Annotated in this window: 20 protein-coding genes and 1 tRNA gene; 9 read left to right on the top strand and 12 right to left on the bottom strand. The window is 67.8% G+C overall.

Features of this window, described 5'->3' with window-relative positions; all coding sequences use genetic code 11:
- The first annotated feature begins 21 nt into the window (after positions 1–21).
- Complete coding sequence (locus ACEN8G_RS03555; protein ID WP_413740733.1) at positions 22–1,329, top strand: methyl-accepting chemotaxis protein; 1,308 nt, start codon at positions 22–24, stop codon at positions 1,327–1,329.
- Here the strand turns inward: ACEN8G_RS03555 and ACEN8G_RS03550 are convergent.
- The 4 genes from ACEN8G_RS03550 to cpdR form a co-directional block, all read right to left on the bottom strand.
- Positions 1,326–2,153, bottom strand: coding sequence for a class I SAM-dependent methyltransferase (locus ACEN8G_RS03550; RefSeq protein WP_413414841.1), 828 nt, complete (start codon positions 2,151–2,153; stop codon positions 1,326–1,328). The two genes, ACEN8G_RS03555 and ACEN8G_RS03550, sit on opposite strands and share 4 nt — an antisense overlap.
- A 45-nt stretch (positions 2,154–2,198) precedes the next feature.
- Positions 2,199–3,047 carry a TRADD-N-associated membrane domain-containing protein gene (locus ACEN8G_RS03545; protein WP_413414840.1) on the bottom strand — a complete coding sequence of 283 codons (849 nt, stop codon included), beginning with the start codon at positions 3,045–3,047 and terminating at the stop codon, positions 2,199–2,201.
- Positions 3,048–3,196: 149 nt separating this feature from the next.
- Positions 3,197–3,271 (bottom strand) — tRNA-Val (locus ACEN8G_RS03540).
- Between the two features lie 69 nt (positions 3,272–3,340).
- On the bottom strand, positions 3,341–3,715 hold the full coding sequence (cpdR, locus tag ACEN8G_RS03535) for a cell cycle two-component system response regulator CpdR (RefSeq protein ID WP_307118067.1): 375 nt from the start codon (positions 3,713–3,715) through the stop codon (positions 3,341–3,343).
- A gap of 74 nt (positions 3,716–3,789) precedes the next feature.
- Here cpdR and ACEN8G_RS03530 point away from each other — a divergent pair, with 74 nt between their 5' ends.
- On the top strand, positions 3,790–4,674 hold the full coding sequence (locus ACEN8G_RS03530) for an N-formylglutamate amidohydrolase (protein WP_413414838.1): 885 nt from the start codon (positions 3,790–3,792) through the stop codon (positions 4,672–4,674).
- Positions 4,675–4,678: 4 nt separating this feature from the next.
- On the opposite strand, the gene ACEN8G_RS03525 is transcribed toward ACEN8G_RS03530, so the two are convergent.
- The 4 genes from ACEN8G_RS03525 to ACEN8G_RS03510 form a co-directional block, all read right to left on the bottom strand.
- Positions 4,679–4,957, bottom strand: a complete 279-nt coding sequence (locus tag ACEN8G_RS03525) for a hypothetical protein (RefSeq protein WP_413414837.1) — start codon at positions 4,955–4,957, stop codon at positions 4,679–4,681.
- Positions 4,958–5,152: 195 nt separating this feature from the next.
- Entirely contained in the window at positions 5,153–5,698 is a 546-nt protein-coding gene (locus ACEN8G_RS03520; protein WP_413414836.1) for a cytochrome b, read from the bottom strand.
- A 1-nt stretch (position 5,699) separates the two neighbouring features.
- Positions 5,700–6,479 (bottom strand): SapC family protein, encoded by a 780-nt coding sequence (locus ACEN8G_RS03515; RefSeq protein ID WP_307118063.1) that lies wholly within the window; start codon positions 6,477–6,479, stop codon positions 5,700–5,702.
- Positions 6,480–6,531: 52 nt separating this feature from the next.
- A complete protein-coding gene (locus ACEN8G_RS03510; RefSeq protein WP_413414835.1) occupies positions 6,532–7,980 on the bottom strand; it encodes an FAD-binding oxidoreductase in 1,449 nt (482 codons plus the stop codon).
- A 74-nt stretch (positions 7,981–8,054) separates the two neighbouring features.
- On the opposite strand from ACEN8G_RS03510, the gene ACEN8G_RS03505 reads away from it, so the two are divergent.
- From ACEN8G_RS03505 to ACEN8G_RS03485, 5 genes are all read left to right on the top strand, one after another.
- Positions 8,055–8,525 carry a hypothetical protein gene (locus ACEN8G_RS03505; protein ID WP_413414834.1) on the top strand — a complete coding sequence of 157 codons (471 nt, stop codon included), beginning with the start codon at positions 8,055–8,057 and terminating at the stop codon, positions 8,523–8,525.
- A gap of 158 nt (positions 8,526–8,683) precedes the next feature.
- Complete coding sequence (locus tag ACEN8G_RS03500) at positions 8,684–10,096, top strand: DEAD/DEAH box helicase (protein ID WP_413414833.1); 1,413 nt, start codon at positions 8,684–8,686, stop codon at positions 10,094–10,096.
- Positions 10,093–10,608: a thioredoxin family protein gene (locus tag ACEN8G_RS03495; protein ID WP_413414832.1), complete on the top strand. Its 516-nt coding sequence runs from the start codon at positions 10,093–10,095 to the stop codon at positions 10,606–10,608. The genes ACEN8G_RS03500 and ACEN8G_RS03495 overlap by 4 nt, the downstream gene beginning before the upstream one ends.
- Positions 10,605–10,793, top strand: coding sequence for a DUF1289 domain-containing protein (locus ACEN8G_RS03490; protein WP_413414831.1), 189 nt, complete (start codon positions 10,605–10,607; stop codon positions 10,791–10,793). The genes ACEN8G_RS03495 and ACEN8G_RS03490 overlap by 4 nt, the downstream gene beginning before the upstream one ends.
- Before the next feature lie 117 nt (positions 10,794–10,910).
- A complete protein-coding gene (locus ACEN8G_RS03485) occupies positions 10,911–11,864 on the top strand; it encodes an amidohydrolase family protein (RefSeq protein WP_413414830.1) in 954 nt (317 codons plus the stop codon).
- A 6-nt stretch (positions 11,865–11,870) separates the two neighbouring features.
- On the opposite strand, the gene ACEN8G_RS03480 is transcribed toward ACEN8G_RS03485, so the two are convergent.
- Complete coding sequence (locus ACEN8G_RS03480) at positions 11,871–12,509, bottom strand: glutathione S-transferase family protein (protein WP_413414829.1); 639 nt, start codon at positions 12,507–12,509, stop codon at positions 11,871–11,873.
- A gap of 166 nt (positions 12,510–12,675) precedes the next feature.
- Positions 12,676–13,521 carry a dienelactone hydrolase family protein gene (locus ACEN8G_RS03475; RefSeq protein ID WP_413414828.1) on the bottom strand — a complete coding sequence of 282 codons (846 nt, stop codon included), beginning with the start codon at positions 13,519–13,521 and terminating at the stop codon, positions 12,676–12,678.
- 139 nt (positions 13,522–13,660) lie between these two features.
- On the opposite strand from ACEN8G_RS03475, the gene ACEN8G_RS03470 reads away from it, so the two are divergent.
- Positions 13,661–14,473 carry an arylamine N-acetyltransferase family protein gene (locus ACEN8G_RS03470; RefSeq protein WP_413414827.1) on the top strand — a complete coding sequence of 271 codons (813 nt, stop codon included), beginning with the start codon at positions 13,661–13,663 and terminating at the stop codon, positions 14,471–14,473.
- On the opposite strand, the gene ACEN8G_RS03465 is transcribed toward ACEN8G_RS03470, so the two are convergent.
- Complete coding sequence (locus ACEN8G_RS03465) at positions 14,470–15,162, bottom strand: DUF1013 domain-containing protein (protein WP_307118053.1); 693 nt, start codon at positions 15,160–15,162, stop codon at positions 14,470–14,472. The two genes, ACEN8G_RS03470 and ACEN8G_RS03465, sit on opposite strands and share 4 nt — an antisense overlap.
- A 155-nt stretch (positions 15,163–15,317) precedes the next feature.
- On the opposite strand from ACEN8G_RS03465, the gene ACEN8G_RS03460 reads away from it, so the two are divergent.
- Positions 15,318–16,064: a hypothetical protein gene (locus ACEN8G_RS03460; RefSeq protein WP_413414826.1), complete on the top strand. Its 747-nt coding sequence runs from the start codon at positions 15,318–15,320 to the stop codon at positions 16,062–16,064.
- A gap of 6 nt (positions 16,065–16,070) precedes the next feature.
- Here the strand turns inward: ACEN8G_RS03460 and ACEN8G_RS03455 are convergent, their stop codons facing one another.
- On the bottom strand, positions 16,071–17,093 hold the full coding sequence (locus ACEN8G_RS03455; protein ID WP_413414825.1) for a glycosyltransferase family 4 protein: 1,023 nt from the start codon (positions 17,091–17,093) through the stop codon (positions 16,071–16,073).
- Between the last annotated feature and the right edge of the window lie 18 nt (positions 17,094–17,111).

Raw genomic sequence — 17,111 nt, 5'->3', positions numbered from 1 at the left:
GTGCCACCTATCCGGCGGGCGATGTCCCTCGCCGATCCCCCGCTTGCCCCGCGCGGCACCTGGCTCACCGAGCGCGAGCTCGATCCGCCGCTGTTGACGCTCACCGACACGATGTGGCGGGCGGCGGAGCTGTTCGGCGGCGATCCCGAGCTGCGGCTGGTCGCCATCGTCGACGAGAAGGCGCGCCCGCTCGGCGCGATCTTCGAGAAGGATGTGCGGCGGCTGCTGCTCAATCCCTTCGGCCATGCGCTGATGCGCAATCCGGCGTACGGCGCGGCGGTGTCGCGCTATGTCCGCGCCTGCCCCGCTGCCGAGATGACCGAGGACCTTGGCCGGCTGATGGAAGCCTATCGCGCCTCGGGCGGCAGCGAGGGCATGATCCTGACCCGCGGAGGCCGGGTGCAGGCGACGGTGAACAACCGCCGGCTCGTCCATCTCGCCGCCGAACGCGAGATCGCCACGGCGCGCGCGCAGGTCGAGCGCGCGGCGCGGATCGAGGCGGCGAGCAAGCGGTTCGAGGCGCAGGTCGAGGCGCTGTCGCGCGACATGGGCGATCTCTCGACCGAGCTGGAGGACGGCGGGGTGGCTCGGGCCGACCGGGCCAGCGGCCTGGGCGACCGCGCGCTCGCAGTGGCGACCGCCGCCTCGCAGACCAGCGACAACATGGCCGAGATCGCCGCGCGCGGGCGCGAGCTGGCCGGCGCGCTCTCGGGCATCGCCCACAATACCAGCGACGCGCGCCAAGCGGCGGCCGCAGTCACCCAGCTGGTCGAGACCGGCAGCGAGCGCACCCGCGATCTGCTCCATTCCGCCCAGTCGATCGATTCGGTGATCGGGCTGATCAGCGACATCGCGCGGCAGGTGAACCTGCTCGCACTCAACGCCACGATCGAGGCGGCGCGCGCCGGCGAGGCGGGGCGCGGCTTCACCGTGGTGGCGAACGAAGTGAAGCAGCTCTCGACCCAGACCGGCATCGCCGCGGACCGGATCACCGCGCATGTCCGCGAGATCCGCGGCGGGATCGACGAGGTCGCCGCCGGGCACAACCGGGTGGAGCAGGCGATCGGCGCGATGGCGACGCTGGCCGATGCGGTGGAGAGCGCGGTCGCCCGGCAGGAAGAGGCGACGCGGACGATCGCCCGCAACGTCGACGAGGCGGTGCATGCCAGCACGGGCATCCAGCGCGACGTCGAGGCGATCGGCGGCACCTCGCGCGATGCATCGGCCCAGGCCCGGGCAATGCGCGAAGTGGCGGGCCGGCTGCACGTCAGCGCCGACGCGCTGTCCGACCAGGTCCATGCCTTCCTGGCGGAGTTGCGGGTGGCCTAGCCGGCCGCGGTGACGATCTCGACCCGGGCGGGCATCCGCACCGGGCCGTCCTCGAAATGGCTGGCGCATATCTCGGTCAGGCGGGCATGGGCCCTGTCGCGCAGCTCGGCGGGCGCATCGGCCAGCGGGGCAGCCATCGACGAGGAGGCGAGCAGGAAGGCCGCGGCAGCCTCGGGCGTGTCGCCCGGCACCGGCAACATGCAATGCACGCTCCGGCTGGCAGTGTCCTCGAAGCCGGCGGCGCCGAGCAGCGCGATGAGCTTGGCCGGATCGCCATAGCGGCACGGGCCCGGCGCATCGGGATCGGCGGACGCCACCTCCATCACCGAAGCGACCGTCGCGCGGAGCTGCGCCATGAAGCCGACCTCCGCGGCCGGTCCCCAGACGGCGAAGGCGAGGCGCCCGCCGGGTGCGAGCCAGTGGCGCAGATTGGCGAAGGCGGCGGCCGGATCCTCGAAGAACATCACCCCGAAGCGCGAGGCCAGCCGGTCGAAGGGGCGATCGGGCCGGTAGGTGGAGACATCGGCCTCGACGAAGCGCGCGACGTCCCCGGCGCGGGCGGTGGCGGCGGCGACCAGGTCGGGCGAGATGTCGAAGCCGGTGACTTCGCTGCCGGCGGGCGCCGCCGCGGCGATGGCGCGGGTGGTGCCCCCGCCCCCACAGGCGATCTCGGCGATGCGGCAGGGCGCGTCGAGCCCGAGCGCCTCGATGAGCGGCAGGTCAACCGGCGCGAGCAGCGCCTCCATCCCGTCGAGCTTGTCGCGCCACAGCGCACCGCGGCCACTGGCCCAGTCATAGCCGGATTCGGAAAGGCTTTTCTGCATGGGGACGAGGATGCGCCGAAGCACAGCAGGATGCCAGAGCGCCTTTTAGCCCTCCGCCGCGGTCCGCGGCTTGCGGCGTGTGCGCGTGCCCTCCTTCGCCCCGGCGGAAGCCGGTGCCCTCCCATAGAGGCCGAGCAACTCGCGCGCGATCTCGACGCGTGCGCTGTTCCGCACCGCAGGATCGCCCTCGATCGCGTCGAGAATGCTGATCGACATGCCGACGGCGTTGATGCGCTCGAGCACTTCGACATGGCGAGTCGCCTGTTCCATCGTGGCGCGATAGATCACCAGGAAGGTACCGGCGATGAACTGCAGGATCACGCCGCTGACCGCGGGAAGCAGTGGGCCGGTAAGCTCGGCCGGCGCAACGATCGCGCGCCAAATGCCGATGCCGATCAGCACGCCGCCAACGATCATCGCCGAGACCACAACGCGGTATATTGAGCTCACCTGGCTGAGATTGCGGTCCAGATAGCTTTCGAGCTTGCGGCGGGCAGCGTCCCAGGCGAATTTCGAGACCTGCGGATTGGCCCGAGCCTCCTTTTCCGCATCCTCTTCCACCTGCTCCTTCTTCTGCCGCAGCAGGAAGCGCTGGTAGGAAATCACCACGAGGCCGTAAAAGGCGCCCGCGACAAATCCCGTAACGCCAACGGCCGTCGCGAGCTTTGGCAGCACGCCATATCCGGCGTTGTCCCACCAGATGCCGCCGATCGCCACCACGGCACCGCCGAGATACAGCGCGAAGGAAGCGATCAGATGTCGTCGGATCGCGGGCGGCGCCGCGAAGATGTGATCGAGAAAGGAACCCGCTTCGGCTTTCGCGCCCAGGCCGGCTTGCCGTTCGTGCTCCCCGGCCTCCACAGCCCCTTCTGCAGCTTCGATTATTTCGGCCATGCACCTCTCCCCTGCCCGACCGTCTCGCAGAAATGCGATCGGGCGCAACCTCGCATGCAACCGTTTTGGAGAGAGGTTCCGGAAGCGGGAATGCCGGTTCGAAAAAGCAAAAAACCCCGGAAGTCCTGAGACTTCCGGGGTTTTCTATATGGTGGGCGTGGCAAGGATTGAACTTGCGACCCCTGCGATGTCAACACAGTGCTCTACCACTGAGCTACACGCCCACGGGCCCGGAGGCCGAAACGGGAAGCGGGCCAATAGCGGGGCTTTTCGAACCGCGCAAGCACCCTCTTTCAATTAAATCCGGCGTTCTCTGCTTCGAACAGCCGATCGACCTCCAGCACCAGGTCGCGCAGGTGGAAGGGCTTGGACAGGACCTTGGCCTGGGGCACCTGCTTGCCGGCCTTGAGCGTGACCGCCGCGAAGCCGGTGATGAACATCACGCGCATCTCGGGTGCGATCTCGCTCGCCTTCTGGGCCAGTTCGATGCCGTCCATCTCGGGCATCACGATATCGGTGAGCAGCAGGTCGAACCGCTCGGACTCGAGCAGCGGCATCGCCGCGGTGCCGCGATCGACCGCGCTGACCGCGTATCCCGAACGCTCGAGCGCCCTGGTAAGGTATTCCCGCATCACGCGGTCATCCTCGGCCAGCAATATCCGGATCATGTTTCCCCACTCGAAATCGACAGAGCTATTCCTATACCGAAAGCCCTTAAGATTTTCCGTCCCCATCCTATCCCATGGCATTGCGGCGCGGCAATGGCAGCCTTAGTCATGACGTCGTGACCGGAGCTTCCTTCGTCCGCCATGGCCCCGCAGAGCCGCTGAGCCCGGTGATCCTGTCCGTGCCGCATGCCGGGCGCGACTATCCGCCGGCGCTGCAGGCGCTGCTCCGTGTGCCGCTGGAAGCGCTGCGCGGGCTCGAGGACCGGCATGCCGACGCCATCGCCCTCGCCGCCCGGCGCGACGAAACACTGTTCGTCGCCACCCGTCCCCGTGCCTGGATCGACCTCAACCGCGCCGAGCAGGACCGCGACCCGCGGCTCGACGACGGCGCCTGGATGCACGGCGCGCCGCTCTCGGCGAAGATCCGCTCGGGGCTGGGGCTGGTGCCGCGCCGGGCGAGCAACGCCGGCGACATCTGGCGCCGCCGGCTGGGCGCCGACGAAGTGCAGCAGCGCATCCTCGCCGACCATCGCCCCTGGCACGCAGCGGTCGGCGCGGCGCTGGCATCGGCGCGGGCGCGATTCGGCGTGGCGGTGCTGCTGGACGTCCATTCGATGCCGCCGCTGGGCAATCCGGCGGTGGCGGCACGGCTGGTGCCGGGCGACCGGTTCGGCAAGTCGGCGGCGGCACGCTTCCTCGGCCGCATCGAAGGCGTCGCGCGCGCGCACGGCGTGCGGACGGCGGCCAACACGCCCTATTCGGGCGGGCACATCCTCGAGCGCCATGGCGAGCCGCGCCGCGGCGTGCACGCGATCCAGCTCGAGTTCGACCGCGCGCTCTATCTCGATCCCGCGCTCGACCAGCCTGGACCGGGGCTGGCGGTGGCGGTACGCCTGCTGCGCGACATCATCGATGCAGTGGCCGACGAGGCCCTGCCGGGGGCTATCGCAGCGGAGTAAGGTGTCAGGGCCGCGCTGAGAGTATGATATCGGTAAGGACGAGGCTGTCGGCGACCGTCGCCGACCAGCACCACACGCCGGTCAACCCGCTGATCGGCACGGGAGTCTCTTCGTTCTCGAACACGGCCCGGGCGATTCGATCCGACACCGCGCCCATCGGGCGCTCCCGCTCAAGCATCGCCGCCCATTCCCGCACGGCCTGCACCGCATCCGGTGCCCAGGCCTGGGAGAGATAGGTGCCGCCTTCGAATTCGCAGACGAACGTGAAGAGATTGGATTGCATGCCGCACCCTTCCCCAACCACACATAAAAAACCACCTCGTGGTTACCCACGAGGTGGCCAAGGTTCAGGGAGGAGACACGCCCGAGGGCGTGCCGTACGGCTCCGCGAAAGGGGGGACACGACGCCGTACACAGCAAATATAAGTGAGGGGTCGAATAGTTCAAGGGTCCGCGTGAAACCGTTTTCCACACGCGATCAGCCGTTGCGGCGAAGCCCCGGAAGCATGCGCGCGAGCACCTTGTCGCGCAGCAGGAAATGGTGGCGCAGCGCCGCCGCGATGTGGATCACCACCAGCGCGGCCATCAGATAACCGAGCAGCTCGTGCGCCTCGTGCGCATTGTGCGCGATCGTGGGCGTGGCGGGCAGCACCGGGATCTCGAACAGGCCGAACCAGTTGATCGGGCGCGGGCGCTCGGGATTGGAGGAGAGCAGCCAGCCGCTGACCGGCAGGATCAGCAGCAGCGCATACAGGATGAAATGGACCGTGTGGGCGGTCGCCTTCTCCCAGGCCGGCAGCAGCTCGGGCAAGTGCGGCGGTCTGTGGGTCAGCCGCCAGGCGATGCGGCCAAGCGTGAGCACCAGCACGGCGATGCCCAGCGATTTGTGGATCGGCATCACGCCCCACGCCCGCGGCATCGCGTCGTGGAACAGGCCGATGATCAGGTTGAGAAGGACGAGCGCGGCGATCGACCAGTGGAAGGCGATCGCCCCCCGGCTGTACCGATCGCCGCGCTCGATCACATCACGCGTTCGACACGAGCTGCGGCTCGGGCATCTTGCCCTGGCGCAGCTGGCGGCCGAAGATGTCGCGCATCAGGCCCAGCGAGAAGAGGTGGGCGTAGATGAGCGGCAGCATGCCGTTCTGGACGATCTTGCGCAGCTGGTCGCCACGCAGCTCGTTGAGCTTGTTCTCGTCGATCATCATGAAGCCGCGATAGACGAAGGGCTGCGCCGAGCCATCCGGCTGGATGGTGACTTCACCGTCGATCAGCAGGTCGAGCTCCTTGAGCTCCTTCATGAACTGCGCGGTGCGGGCACCGGCCTGCTCGAACTGCTCGTTGAACTGCAGGATGTTCTTGGTGGTCTCGCTCGGCTCGCCATTGACGAACAGGGCATCGCCTTCCTCGAACGCGCCGACCGTGTCCGAGGTCGGATCGAAGCAGAGCGACAGCTCGTCGGTGTCCGGACGCAGGCGCGCCAGCAGGTACGGATAGCGGCGGATATAGGCCGGAACGTAGAAGTTCTGCTCGTTGAGCGAGCCGTCCTCGTCGAAGAAGGTGTTCACGCCTTCGTTGAGCGCCATCAGCGCCAGCGGAACCGGCTCCTCGCCCTGCGAGAAGACGATCGGCATGAAACGCTGGACCAGCGGGAATTCCTCCACGGTGACCGGCACCGCGTGCTGCTTGGCGAGGAACGGCGCCTTGTCGGCGGCGCGAATCTTGTATTCGGCGTGCTGCTGGCTCGAGAGCGGCAGAAGCTCGTTGTAGAACAGAGGCAGCGACTGCTGCGGGGCGGAAGCCATCCTAAATCTCCTGGGAACAAAATGCTGATGTCTGGAATCCCGGGGCGAGGGTCTATGGAGAGTCAGCCTCGGGCGCAAGGCTTACGAGCTTGCCGGGATTTAGGATTCCACGCGGATCCAGTGCCATTTTGATCGCCTTTAGGGCCGCAATGCGTGACGGCGGGCTCAGCCGTTCCAGTTCGGCACGCTTCATCTGGCCGATTCCATGCTCGGCCGAAATCGAGCCGCCTTCGGCCACGACCATGTCATAGACCAGGCGGCTGATCGCCGGCCCGTCGCCGGCATACCAGCCGTCGCGATCGACGCCGGCCGGCGCGCGGACATGGAAATGGACATTGCCGTCGCCGAGATGCCCGAAGGCCGTGGCGGTCGCGCCGGGGAAGCGGCGCTCGGCCTCCGCGGCGGCCTCGATCATGAAGCGCGGCATCTTGTCGACCGGGACCGAGATGTCGTGCTGCATCGCCGGCCCGAGCGCGCGCTCGGTCTCCGAGATCGAATCGCGAATCTTCCAGAAGCTCTCGACCTGCGCCTCGCTCGCCGAGATCACCGCATCCTCGGCCAGCCCCGCCTCGAACACCGGCGCGAGCAGCCGCTCGAGCAGCTCCGCCGGCGGCTCGGCGCCGGGCTCGGTCGCCACCGATTCGATCAGCACGTGCCAGGCATGCTCGCCGGCCAGCGGCGCGCGGATGCCGGGGATGTGCCGGACGACATGGCCGACGATCTCGCCCGGGATGATCTCGAAGCTCTCGATCGTGGCGGTGCGCTCTTCCATCATGCGCAGGATCTTGAGCGCATCCTCGGGGCTCGCCACGCCCACCCAGGCGGCGGCGCGCTCGACGATCGCCGGATAGAGGCGCAGCGTCGCGGCGGTGACGATGCCGATCGTGCCCTCGGCACCGATCAGCAGCTGGGTGAGGTCGTAGCCGCGATTGTCCTTCTTGAGCGGGGCGAGCCCGTCATGGATCGATCCGTCGGGCAGCACCGCCTCCACCCCGGCGACGAGGTGGCGCATGTTGCCGAAGCGCAGCACCTGGGTGCCGCCGGCATTGGTGGAGACCAGCCCGCCGATCGTCGCGCTGCCCTTGGCGCCCAGCGTGAGCGGGAAGCGGCGGTCCTGCTCGGCCACCGCATTATGGAAATTGGTGAGGATCACGCCGGCCTCGACCACGGCAAGGTTGCCGACAGTGTCGATCGCCCGGATGCGGTTCATCCGGCGGGTGGAGAGGAGCAGCGCCGAGCCGTCCGCAGGCGGCGTGGCGCCACCCACCATCCCGGTATTGCCGCCCTGGGGCACGATCTTCACTCCCAGCTCGCCTGCAAGGCGGACGATCTCCGCCACTTCGGCGGTCGATCCGGGCGAGAGAAGTGCCGGCGCGCTGCCGTGATAACGGCCCCGCCAGTCCGATTCCCAGGGGGCGATCTCCTGGGCGTCCGTGGTGACCGCCTTGGGGCCGAAGCGTTCCAATACGGTATCGACGAGCTGCTGCTGTGCTGGTGTCATGGCATTTTTGGGCTAGCACGGCGGGCACCAGTTCATCCACTGTTCAAACCTCGGTCGTACATAACCAACGCGAAATGCCGAATCCGTTTGCCGTCACCTCCAGCCTGCTGCTCCTCGCCGCCGCGCCAGCCGCGGCGCCTGTCGGCGCGCCCGACTGGACTGGGGCGAGCTTCACGCTGCAGCAGGGACAGCAGCAGCGCGTGACGATCCAGGTGCCGCGCGTCACCATCACCAGCAGCGCCACCATCGTGGTGCGCCGCGCGCCGCGCGTGGTCGAGAAGAAGGCCAAGGACTGCGTGAAGGTCCAGGACATTTCCGGCTTCGCGGGCGTCAACACCCAGGACAGCGTCGATCTGGTGCTGCGCGACGGCTCGCTGCTGCGCGCCAAGCTGGGCCGCAAATGCCAGGCGCTGGGCTTCTACAACGGCTTCTACGTGAAGACGAACAAGGACCAGAAGATCTGCGCCGGACGCGATTCGATCCGCACGCGCGCAGGGCGCTCCTGCGACGTCGAGAACTTCAGGACGCTCTCGCTGGAGCGCTGACGCATTCACTGAAATGCGCGAAACGCGTATTTCGAGGCGGTGCGGACCCGCTCCGCCATATCCAGAAACGCCTCTGTGCTTGACTTTGGCGGATAAATCCGCAAGCGCGTGCAGACTTCGCGTGTGGGTTTTGCCACGCCGATTTTCCGGAAAATTGCATGAGCTTTGCCGATCTCGGCCTTTCTGACGAACTTCTGCGCGCAGTGACCGATGCGGGCTATACCGAGCCCACGCCGATCCAGCAGCAGTCGATCCCCCCGGTCCTCATGGGTAAGGACCTTATCGGCATCGCACAGACGGGCACGGGCAAGACCGCTGCCTTCGTGCTCCCGATGATCGACATCCTCGGCGAAGGGCGCACCCGCGCGCTGATGCCGCGCTCGCTCATCCTCGAGCCGACGCGCGAGCTGGCCGCCCAGGTCGCGGAGAATTTCGAGAAGTACGGCACCCACCACAAGCTCTCCATGGCGCTGCTGATCGGCGGCGTGCAGATGGGCGACCAGGTGAAGGCGCTGGAAAAGGGCGTCGACGTGCTGATCGCCACGCCGGGCCGGCTGATGGACCTGTTCGGCCGCGGCAAGATCCTGCTCAACGGCTGCAGCCTGCTCGTCATCGACGAGGCGGACCGGATGCTCGACATGGGGTTCATCCCCGACATCGAGGAAATCTGCACCAAGCTGCCCAAGGAGCGGCAGACGCTGCTCTTCTCGGCGACGATGCCGCCGGTGATCAAGAAGCTGGCGGACAAGTTCCTCAATGATCCCAAGCGCGTGGAAGTCGCCCGCCCGGCGACGACCAACACCAACATCAAGCAGTTCCTCGTCGAGACCACGACGATGAAGAAGCGCGAGACGCTGCGCGGGCTGCTCGAGGCCGAGAACGTCCAGACCGGCATCATCTTCTGCAACCGCAAGACCACGGTGCGCGAGCTCAACAAGAGCCTGCAGCGCCACGGCTTCCGCTCGGCCGAGATCCATGGTGACATGGATCAGCCGGCGCGCCTCGCCGAGCTGGAGCGGTTCAAGAAGGGCGACGTCAACATCCTCGTCGCCTCGGACGTTGCCGCACGCGGGCTCGACATCAAGGGCGTCAGCCACGTCTATAATTTCGACGCCCCCTGGCATCCGGACGACTATGTCCACCGGATCGGCCGCACCGGCCGCGCCGGGGCGAAGGGCACCGCCTATACGCTGGTGACCAAGGAAGACGCCGAGAATATCGAGAATATCGAGAAGCTCACCGGCCAGAAGATCAACCGCGTGAAGCTGAAGACGTCGGCCTCCGCCCCGTCCGAGGACGAGCGCGAGGAAGCGCCGCGCAGCCGCCGGCGCAAGGCCGACGAGGACAAGGGCACCGAGCGCGGTGCTCGCGGCAAGGCGAAGAAGGCCGAGCCGAAGCCGCGTGACGAGGATCGCCGCGAGGAGCCGCTGTTCCGCGAGACCCGCAGCCGCGACGAGCAGCCGCGCCGCGAGCGTGGCGGTCGCCGCCGCGACGAGCGCGACGATGGTCCGGACGTGGGCTGGAACGGCCCGATCCCGGACTTCCTGAACTACACGCTCGCCGCCGAATGATCCGGCGCGCCGGGTTGGCGGTTGCGCTGGCGGCATCGATGCTGCCCGGCGCGGCGCTGGCCCAGCAGTCCGCACCGCGGCTCAAGGCGCGCACGCTCGCCCAGCTGCCGCTCCCCCTGCCCGCGCCCTATGACGCGACCCGCGACGCCCGCAAGGATATCGACGCGGCGCTTGCCCGGGCGAAGAAGTCGGGCAAGCTGCTGCTGATCGATCTCGGCGCCAATTGGTGCGTCGATTGCCGGGTGCTGGCGGGCGTGCTCGAGCTGCCCGAGATGCGCGGCTGGCTGGCGCGCAACTTCGAGCTGGTCCAGGTCGATATCGGCATTTTCGACCGCAATCTCGACCTGCCCCGCCGCTTCGGCGGTGCCCCGCTCGAAGCGGTGCCGGCGATCCTGGTGGTCGACCCGCGCACCGGCAGGCTGTGCAACCGCGACGACATTCTCGGCCTGGGCGATGCCCGGCTGCTGCAGCCCCAGCAAATGGCCGACTGGCTCGCGCGCTGGACGCGATGATCGAATATGTCCCCATCGTCGAGAGCCCCTGCGTCAGCATCTGCGTGATGGACGAGGCGACCGGCTGGTGCATCGGCTGCGGCCGCACCCTCGACGAGATCGCCCGCTGGTGCAGCACCGACCAGGCCGACCGCGATGCGGTGATGGCGGAGCTGCCGGCACGGATGGAGATGCTCGCTTCGTAAGCGCGCAATTGTGACGAACGCGCCGCCGGCGGGACCAGCGACATGGACAGCGACCCGCCCGGATTGCGATCCCGAAGGCGGCTCCGGCGCATACGGAGCGCTCAGGGAGGATCCGTCATGCGTATCGGCCGCAGGGAATTCATCAAGCTCGGCGGGGCCAGCGCTGCCTATGCGCTGGCGGGTGGCGCCATCGCCGCACCGACCGGGCGGGCGATCATCGATGTCCATATGCACGCCTATCCGGCGACGATGCAGCTCCCCAACCCGGTCACCAATCCGATCACGGGCGCGGTGAGCCCGATCCGCACCGGCGCGGACCATCTCGCCGCCTGCATCGCCGAAATGAAGAAGCGCAACGTCGTGAAGGGCGTGGTCAGCGGCGGCGACGGCGACCGGATCCAGGCTGCGATCGACTGGCACGACCGCGATCCCGGCCGGTTCGTCGCAGGCGCCGGCATTCGCGGCTCGGCGGACACGCCGCTGCCGCCGCTCGACCAGCTCCGCAAGGCATTCGCCGACGGCAAGCTCAAGGTGCTCGGCGAAGTGACTTCGCAATATGCCGGCTTCTCGCTCAGCGATCCTCGATACGATCCCTATCTGGCGCTGGCCGAGGAGTTCGGCGTGCCGGTCGCGCTCCACACCGGCACGATGCCTGCCGGAACGAGCTTCGATCCCTGCTGCACCACCGCGCGGGCACGGCTCGGCAATCCCGAGCTGATCGAGGAGGCGCTGAACCGCCACCCCAAGCTGCGGCTCAACATCATGCATGGCGGCTGGCCGTATCTCGACGACACGATCGCGATGCTGATGCTCTATCCCAACGTGAACATCGATACCGGCGCGGTCGACTGGCTGCTGCCGCGCCCCGCCTTCCATGCCTGGCTGCGTACCCTGGTCGAGTCAGGCTTCTCGAAGCGCATCATGTTCGGATCGGACCATATGTACTGGCCCGATGCGATCGGCCTTGCCATCGACGGGATCGAGAGCGCCGACTTCCTGACCGAAGCGCAGAAGCAGGACATCCTGCACGACAATGCCATGCGCTTCTACAAGCTGGCACCCGCCAGGTAGAAGCGATCAGGCTGGCGCCTTGGCCGCTTCCAGCTCCGCCGCCAGCGTATCGTCCTTCGCGCCCGCGCGCTGGAACGCTTCGCGGCTGCTCAGCCGGGCGAAATAGTCGAGGAACGGCTGCCGCTTCGGCAGCGTGCCGAACATCGTGCCCCAGCCGATCGCCGAGCCGACATAGATGTCCGCCGCGGTGAAGCGGTCGCCGGCGATATAGGGACGCACCGAGACGGCCTTTTCCAGCACGTCGACGGCCAGCTCGTAATTGCCATAGCCGAACATCCGCCCCTGATCGGCCGAGGGTTCGAACTTGGCGAAATTGTTGGTCACCGCCTGCTCGACCGGGCCGGCGGCGAAGAACAGCCAGCGATAATAGTCGGCGCGCTCCTCCGCGGTGGGCGCGAGATCGGCCTCGGGGAACGCCTCGGCGAGATAGGCGCAGATCGCCGCGCATTCGGTGACGACCCGGCCGTCATGGACGATTGCCGGCACCTTTCCCATCGGGTTGATGCCGAGATAGTCCTCGCCCTTCATCGTCGTGCCGTACTCGACGACCCGCGTTTCATAGGATGCACCCACCTCTTCCAGCGCCCAGCGGGCGATCCGCCCGCGCGACTGGGGATGGGTGTAGAAGATCAGTTCGTTTGCCATGGCCTGCCTCCGAATCGATGGAACATAAGGTGAACTCAATGACTCGCACGGTCAAGCTCCCGCCAATCGTCATCCCGACGAAAGCCGGGATCTCGCGCGGCTCTTTTCCCGCCATCGCCTGAGATCCCGCCCCGGATCGGGTCCGGGGCGGGATGACGGCCATGGGTCAGAGCGTCTTGAACGTCTCCAGCAACCGGTCCCACGCCTTGTTCGCCTGGTCGGCGTTGTAGACCTGGCTGTCCGGCGGGCACCAGCCGTGCATCGTGCCCTTGTAGACTTCGATCTCGGCGGGGAGCTTGGCGGCATCGAACGCCGCGCGCAGCTTGTCCTTGTCGGCCGGCGCGCGGCCATCGTCATTCTCGGCGATGGCGATCAGGAAGCGCGCCTTCATCGTCGGCACCAGCGCCAGCAGGCCCTCCGCGGCGAGCCCGCCGCCATGGAAGGTCGCCGCGCCGCGCACCCGTGCGGGCGATGTCGCGGCAGTGAGCATAACCAGCGGCCCGCCCATGCAATAGCCGGTGGTGCCGATGCCGCGTTTGGTATCCACCTCCGGCTGCTTGTCGACGAAGCCGATAAAGGCCGCGGCGTCGCGCCGGGTCGCCTCTGGCGTGAGCAGTGCGCGCCACGGCGTGACCTTCGCCCGCAGTGCATCGTCGAAGCCCTGGCCGGGCGTCACGAAGGGCGACCTGGTCGAGCGGTAGAAGGGATTGACGGTGAGTACCGCATAGCCCGACTGGGCGAGCCGGTCGGCCATCTGGCGGAAGGCGGGGCGCAGGCCGAAAATGTCCGGCCAGACGATGACGGCGGGATGCCTGCCCTTGGCCGGCGCGACGAAATAGGCGTCGCAGCTGCCATCGGGCGTGGTGATGGTGACGTCGCGCCCCTTGATCTCGGCGGCATTGGCCGGGACCGGGAGCAGCGCCAGCGCACCCGCCGCGGCGGCGCCCGCCCCGAACTCGCGCCGGGTGATCAGGAAGCGTTCGTTGTCGGCGGCGGTCAGCTCGTCACACATGGGATCCCTCCTTTGTCCGGATGGCGCCCGGTGCCCCGAGTCGCGCCGGGCGAGGCTACACGCCCCGCCCCGTCCTGCCGAGGCTCGACATCCGCTCCCCGCCCCCGCATGCGTCGCCCCGGACAAGGGGGAGCGGCGCATGGATCTCGAAGCCTATTTCGCACGGACCGGCCAGGCGCAGCCCGGCACCACCGATCGCGTAACGCTGACCATGCTGATCCGCGCGCATCTGGCGACCTTCCCCTTCGAGAATCTCGACGTGCAGCTCGGCCGGCCGGTCTCGCTCGATCCCGAGGCGATCTTCGACAAGCTGGTGACCCGGCGCCGCGGCGGCTGGTGCTATGAGCAGAACGGGCTGTTCGGCCGGGTGCTCACCACGCTCGGCTATGACGTGCGACGCCTCTCCTGCGGGGTGATGCGGCACGTGCACGGCGACGTATCGATGGGCAACCACCTTGCGCTCATGGTGACGCTGGAGGACCGGCCCTGGCTGGTCGATGTCGGCTTTGGCGGCATCCTGACCGGGCCGCTGCCGATCGCGCCGGGCGAAGAAAGCCACCCGCCCTACCGCGTCGGCCTGCGCGAGGTCGATGGCCATTGGCGCTTCGAGGAGCGCTATGCCGAGGCCGATCCGTTCAGCTACGACTTCACCGCCGCGCCCGCCGACGAGGCGCTGTTCGCCCGGCGCTGCAGCGATCTGCAGATCAGCCCCGAATCGCCTTTCGTCCAGAATCTCGTCGTCCAGCAGCGCCGCGGCGACCGCCATCTCAACCTGCGCGGCCGCGTGTTCATCGAGCGCGGGCCCGAAGGCGAGACGCGCGAGCGGCTCCAGAACGCAGAAGCGCTGGTCGAGCGGCTCGACCAGCGCTTCGGATTGCAGGTGCCGGAGGCGGCAGGGCTATGGGACGCGATCTGCGCCCGCCACGCCGCCCTGTTCCCCGACGACGCTTAGTTGTTGCTGCTGCTGCGGAACAGCGTCTCGGCAGTGTGCTCGATCGGGGCTGCCGGCGCGTCCTCGCCTGCGCCCTCGGCCTCACGGGCCGCCGCGGTGCGTTCGGCGCGGAGCTGCTCGATCAGCGCCTCGCGGTCACCTTCCAGGCGCGTGTCGGTCGGCGCCTCGATGCCGGCGGCCTTGGCGGCCTTGGCGACGAGCGCATCGAGCTCGCGCTGCGAAGTGAGGCCCAGCGTGACCGGGTCCTTCGGCACGATGTTGGCGATGTTCCAGTGGCTGCGGTCGCGGATCGCGGCGATCGTGGTGCGGGTGGTGCCGATCAGCTTGCCGATCGCGCCGTCCGAGATCTCCGGATGGTTACGCAGGATCCAGGCGATGCCGTCCGGCTTGTCCTGGCGCTTCGAGACCGGCGTGTAGCGCGGGCCCTTGGTGCGGCGGACCTGCTCCGGCCCCTTCAGCATCTTGAGGACGTAGTTCGGGTCCTTCTGGCCCTTCTCGATCTCGTCCATCGTCAGCTCGTGCGCACGGACCGGATCGCGGCCGGTGAGCTTGGTCGCGGCGGTATCGTCGGCGATCGCCTGGACCTCGAGGATGTGCAGGCCGCAGAACTCGGCGATCTGGTCGAACGAGAGCGACGTGTTGTCGACCAGCCAGGAAGCGGTCGCGTGCGGCATCAGCGGCTGGGCCACTTGGAGTCTCCAGAAATAGAAAGGGCCGCCCTTCACGGGCGGCCTGTAACGGGCCTGACTTAATGCGGGAACGCGCCGGGGGCAAGAAAGAAGCGCGCCCATGATCTGGTCGTGCCGATCAGGATCCGATAGGTTGAGGTGAATATCGCGGGAACATGATGCTGGGCCTTGTCACCGCGACCGCGCTTTTTCTCGGCTCGATCCAGAACCAGCCGGCGCCATTGCCGGCAAATGCCGCCCAACTCGATGCCATGTTGGCCGCCGGCGACCTTTCGGGAGTCAGCAAGGCGCTTTCGGCGCCCAAAGATCTCGATGCGCTATATCGCAATATGAACTGGGAACGGGACTGGACGATCCGCGGCGCGCCACTCGCCATCACCTTCCTCTACATCCGCGACCTTCGCACCATGGCATCACAAATGCCCGAGCAGGGGCGGACGCAGATGCTGGAAAGCGCGAGCATGATGGCACTCATTGCCTATGCCGTGATCACCGTCGACGGCGCCTATTGCGCCGATGCCAGCGCCCCCGCGCACCAGATGGATCAATTGGGGCAGATCGCGGGAGACACCCTTGTCGGCGCCGACAAGTTCCCGATCGAGACGCGCAAGATCCTGTTCGAGATCGTAACCGAGATGGAAGTGCGTACAGCCACCAGTCGGCTCCGCGATGGCTACAACCCCACCGTCTGTCGCGGCGGCATGGCCGAGATGACCGCCGGCCTTCAGGCCGGCGTGCCGCGAGAGGTGCCAACGCCCAAGGGCCAGTTCGGCCGCACCTTCAACGTCGAACCGGCTCCCGGCTACAAGCCCGGACTTACCGACCCCGCGGTCGCAGCGAAAACCGTAGCGGAGCGACGGGCGCAGATACCCGAGATGATCAGGAAAATACTAAAGCTGTAACCCGGCTCAGGCCGCAGCCCGGTCCCCGTACAGCGGATAGAGCGCATTGAGGAACTGGCGCGCGCTCGCTTCCCAGGTGAAGGTGCGGCCATAGGCGGCGCAGGCCGCGCGGTCCCTGGTCAGCGCCGCGCCGATCGCCTTGGTCAGGTCCTCGTCGGTGGCGCCGGTCTCGGGCGTCAGCACGTCGATCGGGCCGGTAACCGGATAGCCGGCGACGGGCACGCCGCAGGCCAGCGCCTCGATCATCACCAGCCCGAACGTGTCGGTCTTGCTCGGGAAGACGAAGACATCCGCCGCGGCATAGGCGGAGGCGAGTTCGGGTCCGAACATCGGGCCGAGGAACTTCGCCTCGGGGAAGCGTGCCTGGAGCGAGGCGCGGGCCGGGCCGTCGCCCACCACCACCTTGGTGCCCGGATGCGACGACTTCAGGAACGCCTCGATGTTCTTCTCGATCGCGACGCGTCCGACATAGAGCTGCACCGGCCCTTCCAGGCCCTGCATCGCCGGATGCGGCGCGATGCCGGGGTGGAAATTGGCCAGGTCCACGCCGCGGCCCCAATGCTTAACATGGGCAAGCCCATGCTCGATCAGCGACTGGCGGATCGACGGGGTCGAGGCGAGGATCGCCTGGCTCGGTGCGTGGAACCACTTGATGTAACGCCAGATCCACTCGGCCGGCACGCCCGAGCGCGCCGAGACATAGTCCGGGAACTGGGTGTGATAGGCGGTGGTGAAGGGCATCTCGTTGCGGATGCACCAGCGCCGTGCAGCGACGCAGAGCGGTCCCTCGGTGGCAAGGTGGATCGCGGTCGGCCCGAACTCCTCGAGCATCGCGCCGACGCTGGCGACCCGGGCGAGCGCCAGCCGGATCTCCGGATAGGTCGGGCATGGCAGCGAATAGAAGAGGTCGGGCGAGATCACCTTGACCAGGTGGCCCTGTTTCTCGAGCACGCTGCGCACCGATTGCAGCGTGCGCACGACTCCATTCACCTGGGGCTCCCAGGCGTCCGTCACGATAGCTATCCGCACCGGTCCGACCTCCGTTGC

The sequence above is a fragment of the Sphingomonas sp. Sphisp66 genome (assembly GCF_047324325.1).
Taxonomy (GTDB): domain Bacteria; phylum Pseudomonadota; class Alphaproteobacteria; order Sphingomonadales; family Sphingomonadaceae; genus Sphingomonas.
Note: the sequence above shows the minus strand (reverse complement) of the source record. Positions and strands in the feature narration are given on the sequence as shown.

Excerpts from the sequence above, each read along its gene's own strand:
- ACEN8G_RS03505 (WP_413414834.1), top strand. The coding sequence starts at position 8,055 with ATGCCGAATCCGTTTGCCGTCACCTCCAGCCTGCTGCTCCTCGCCGCC.
- ACEN8G_RS03550 (WP_413414841.1), bottom strand. The coding sequence starts at position 2,153 with ATGCAGAAAAGCCTTTCCGAATCCGGCTATGACTGGGCCAGTGGCCGC.
- ACEN8G_RS03475 (WP_413414828.1), bottom strand. The coding sequence starts at position 13,521 with ATGTGTGACGAGCTGACCGCCGCCGACAACGAACGCTTCCTGATCACC.
- ACEN8G_RS03490 (WP_413414831.1), top strand. The coding sequence starts at position 10,605 with ATGATCGAATATGTCCCCATCGTCGAGAGCCCCTGCGTCAGCATCTGC.
- ACEN8G_RS03470 (WP_413414827.1), top strand. The coding sequence starts at position 13,661 with ATGGATCTCGAAGCCTATTTCGCACGGACCGGCCAGGCGCAGCCCGGC.
- ACEN8G_RS03555 (WP_413740733.1), top strand. The coding sequence starts at position 22 with ATGTCCCTCGCCGATCCCCCGCTTGCCCCGCGCGGCACCTGGCTCACC.
- ACEN8G_RS03510 (WP_413414835.1), bottom strand. The coding sequence starts at position 7,980 with ATGACACCAGCACAGCAGCAGCTCGTCGATACCGTATTGGAACGCTTC.
- ACEN8G_RS03525 (WP_413414837.1), bottom strand. The coding sequence starts at position 4,957 with ATGCAATCCAATCTCTTCACGTTCGTCTGCGAATTCGAAGGCGGCACC.
- cpdR (WP_307118067.1), bottom strand. The coding sequence starts at position 3,715 with ATGATCCGGATATTGCTGGCCGAGGATGACCGCGTGATGCGGGAATAC.
- ACEN8G_RS03460 (WP_413414826.1), top strand. The coding sequence starts at position 15,318 with ATGATGCTGGGCCTTGTCACCGCGACCGCGCTTTTTCTCGGCTCGATC.
- ACEN8G_RS03530 (WP_413414838.1), top strand. The coding sequence starts at position 3,790 with ATGGCATTGCGGCGCGGCAATGGCAGCCTTAGTCATGACGTCGTGACC.
- ACEN8G_RS03500 (WP_413414833.1), top strand. The coding sequence starts at position 8,684 with ATGAGCTTTGCCGATCTCGGCCTTTCTGACGAACTTCTGCGCGCAGTG.
- ACEN8G_RS03545 (WP_413414840.1), bottom strand. The coding sequence starts at position 3,047 with ATGGCCGAAATAATCGAAGCTGCAGAAGGGGCTGTGGAGGCCGGGGAG.
- ACEN8G_RS03495 (WP_413414832.1), top strand. The coding sequence starts at position 10,093 with ATGATCCGGCGCGCCGGGTTGGCGGTTGCGCTGGCGGCATCGATGCTG.
- ACEN8G_RS03515 (WP_307118063.1), bottom strand. The coding sequence starts at position 6,479 with ATGGCTTCCGCCCCGCAGCAGTCGCTGCCTCTGTTCTACAACGAGCTT.
- ACEN8G_RS03480 (WP_413414829.1), bottom strand. The coding sequence starts at position 12,509 with ATGGCAAACGAACTGATCTTCTACACCCATCCCCAGTCGCGCGGGCGG.
- ACEN8G_RS03485 (WP_413414830.1), top strand. The coding sequence starts at position 10,911 with ATGCGTATCGGCCGCAGGGAATTCATCAAGCTCGGCGGGGCCAGCGCT.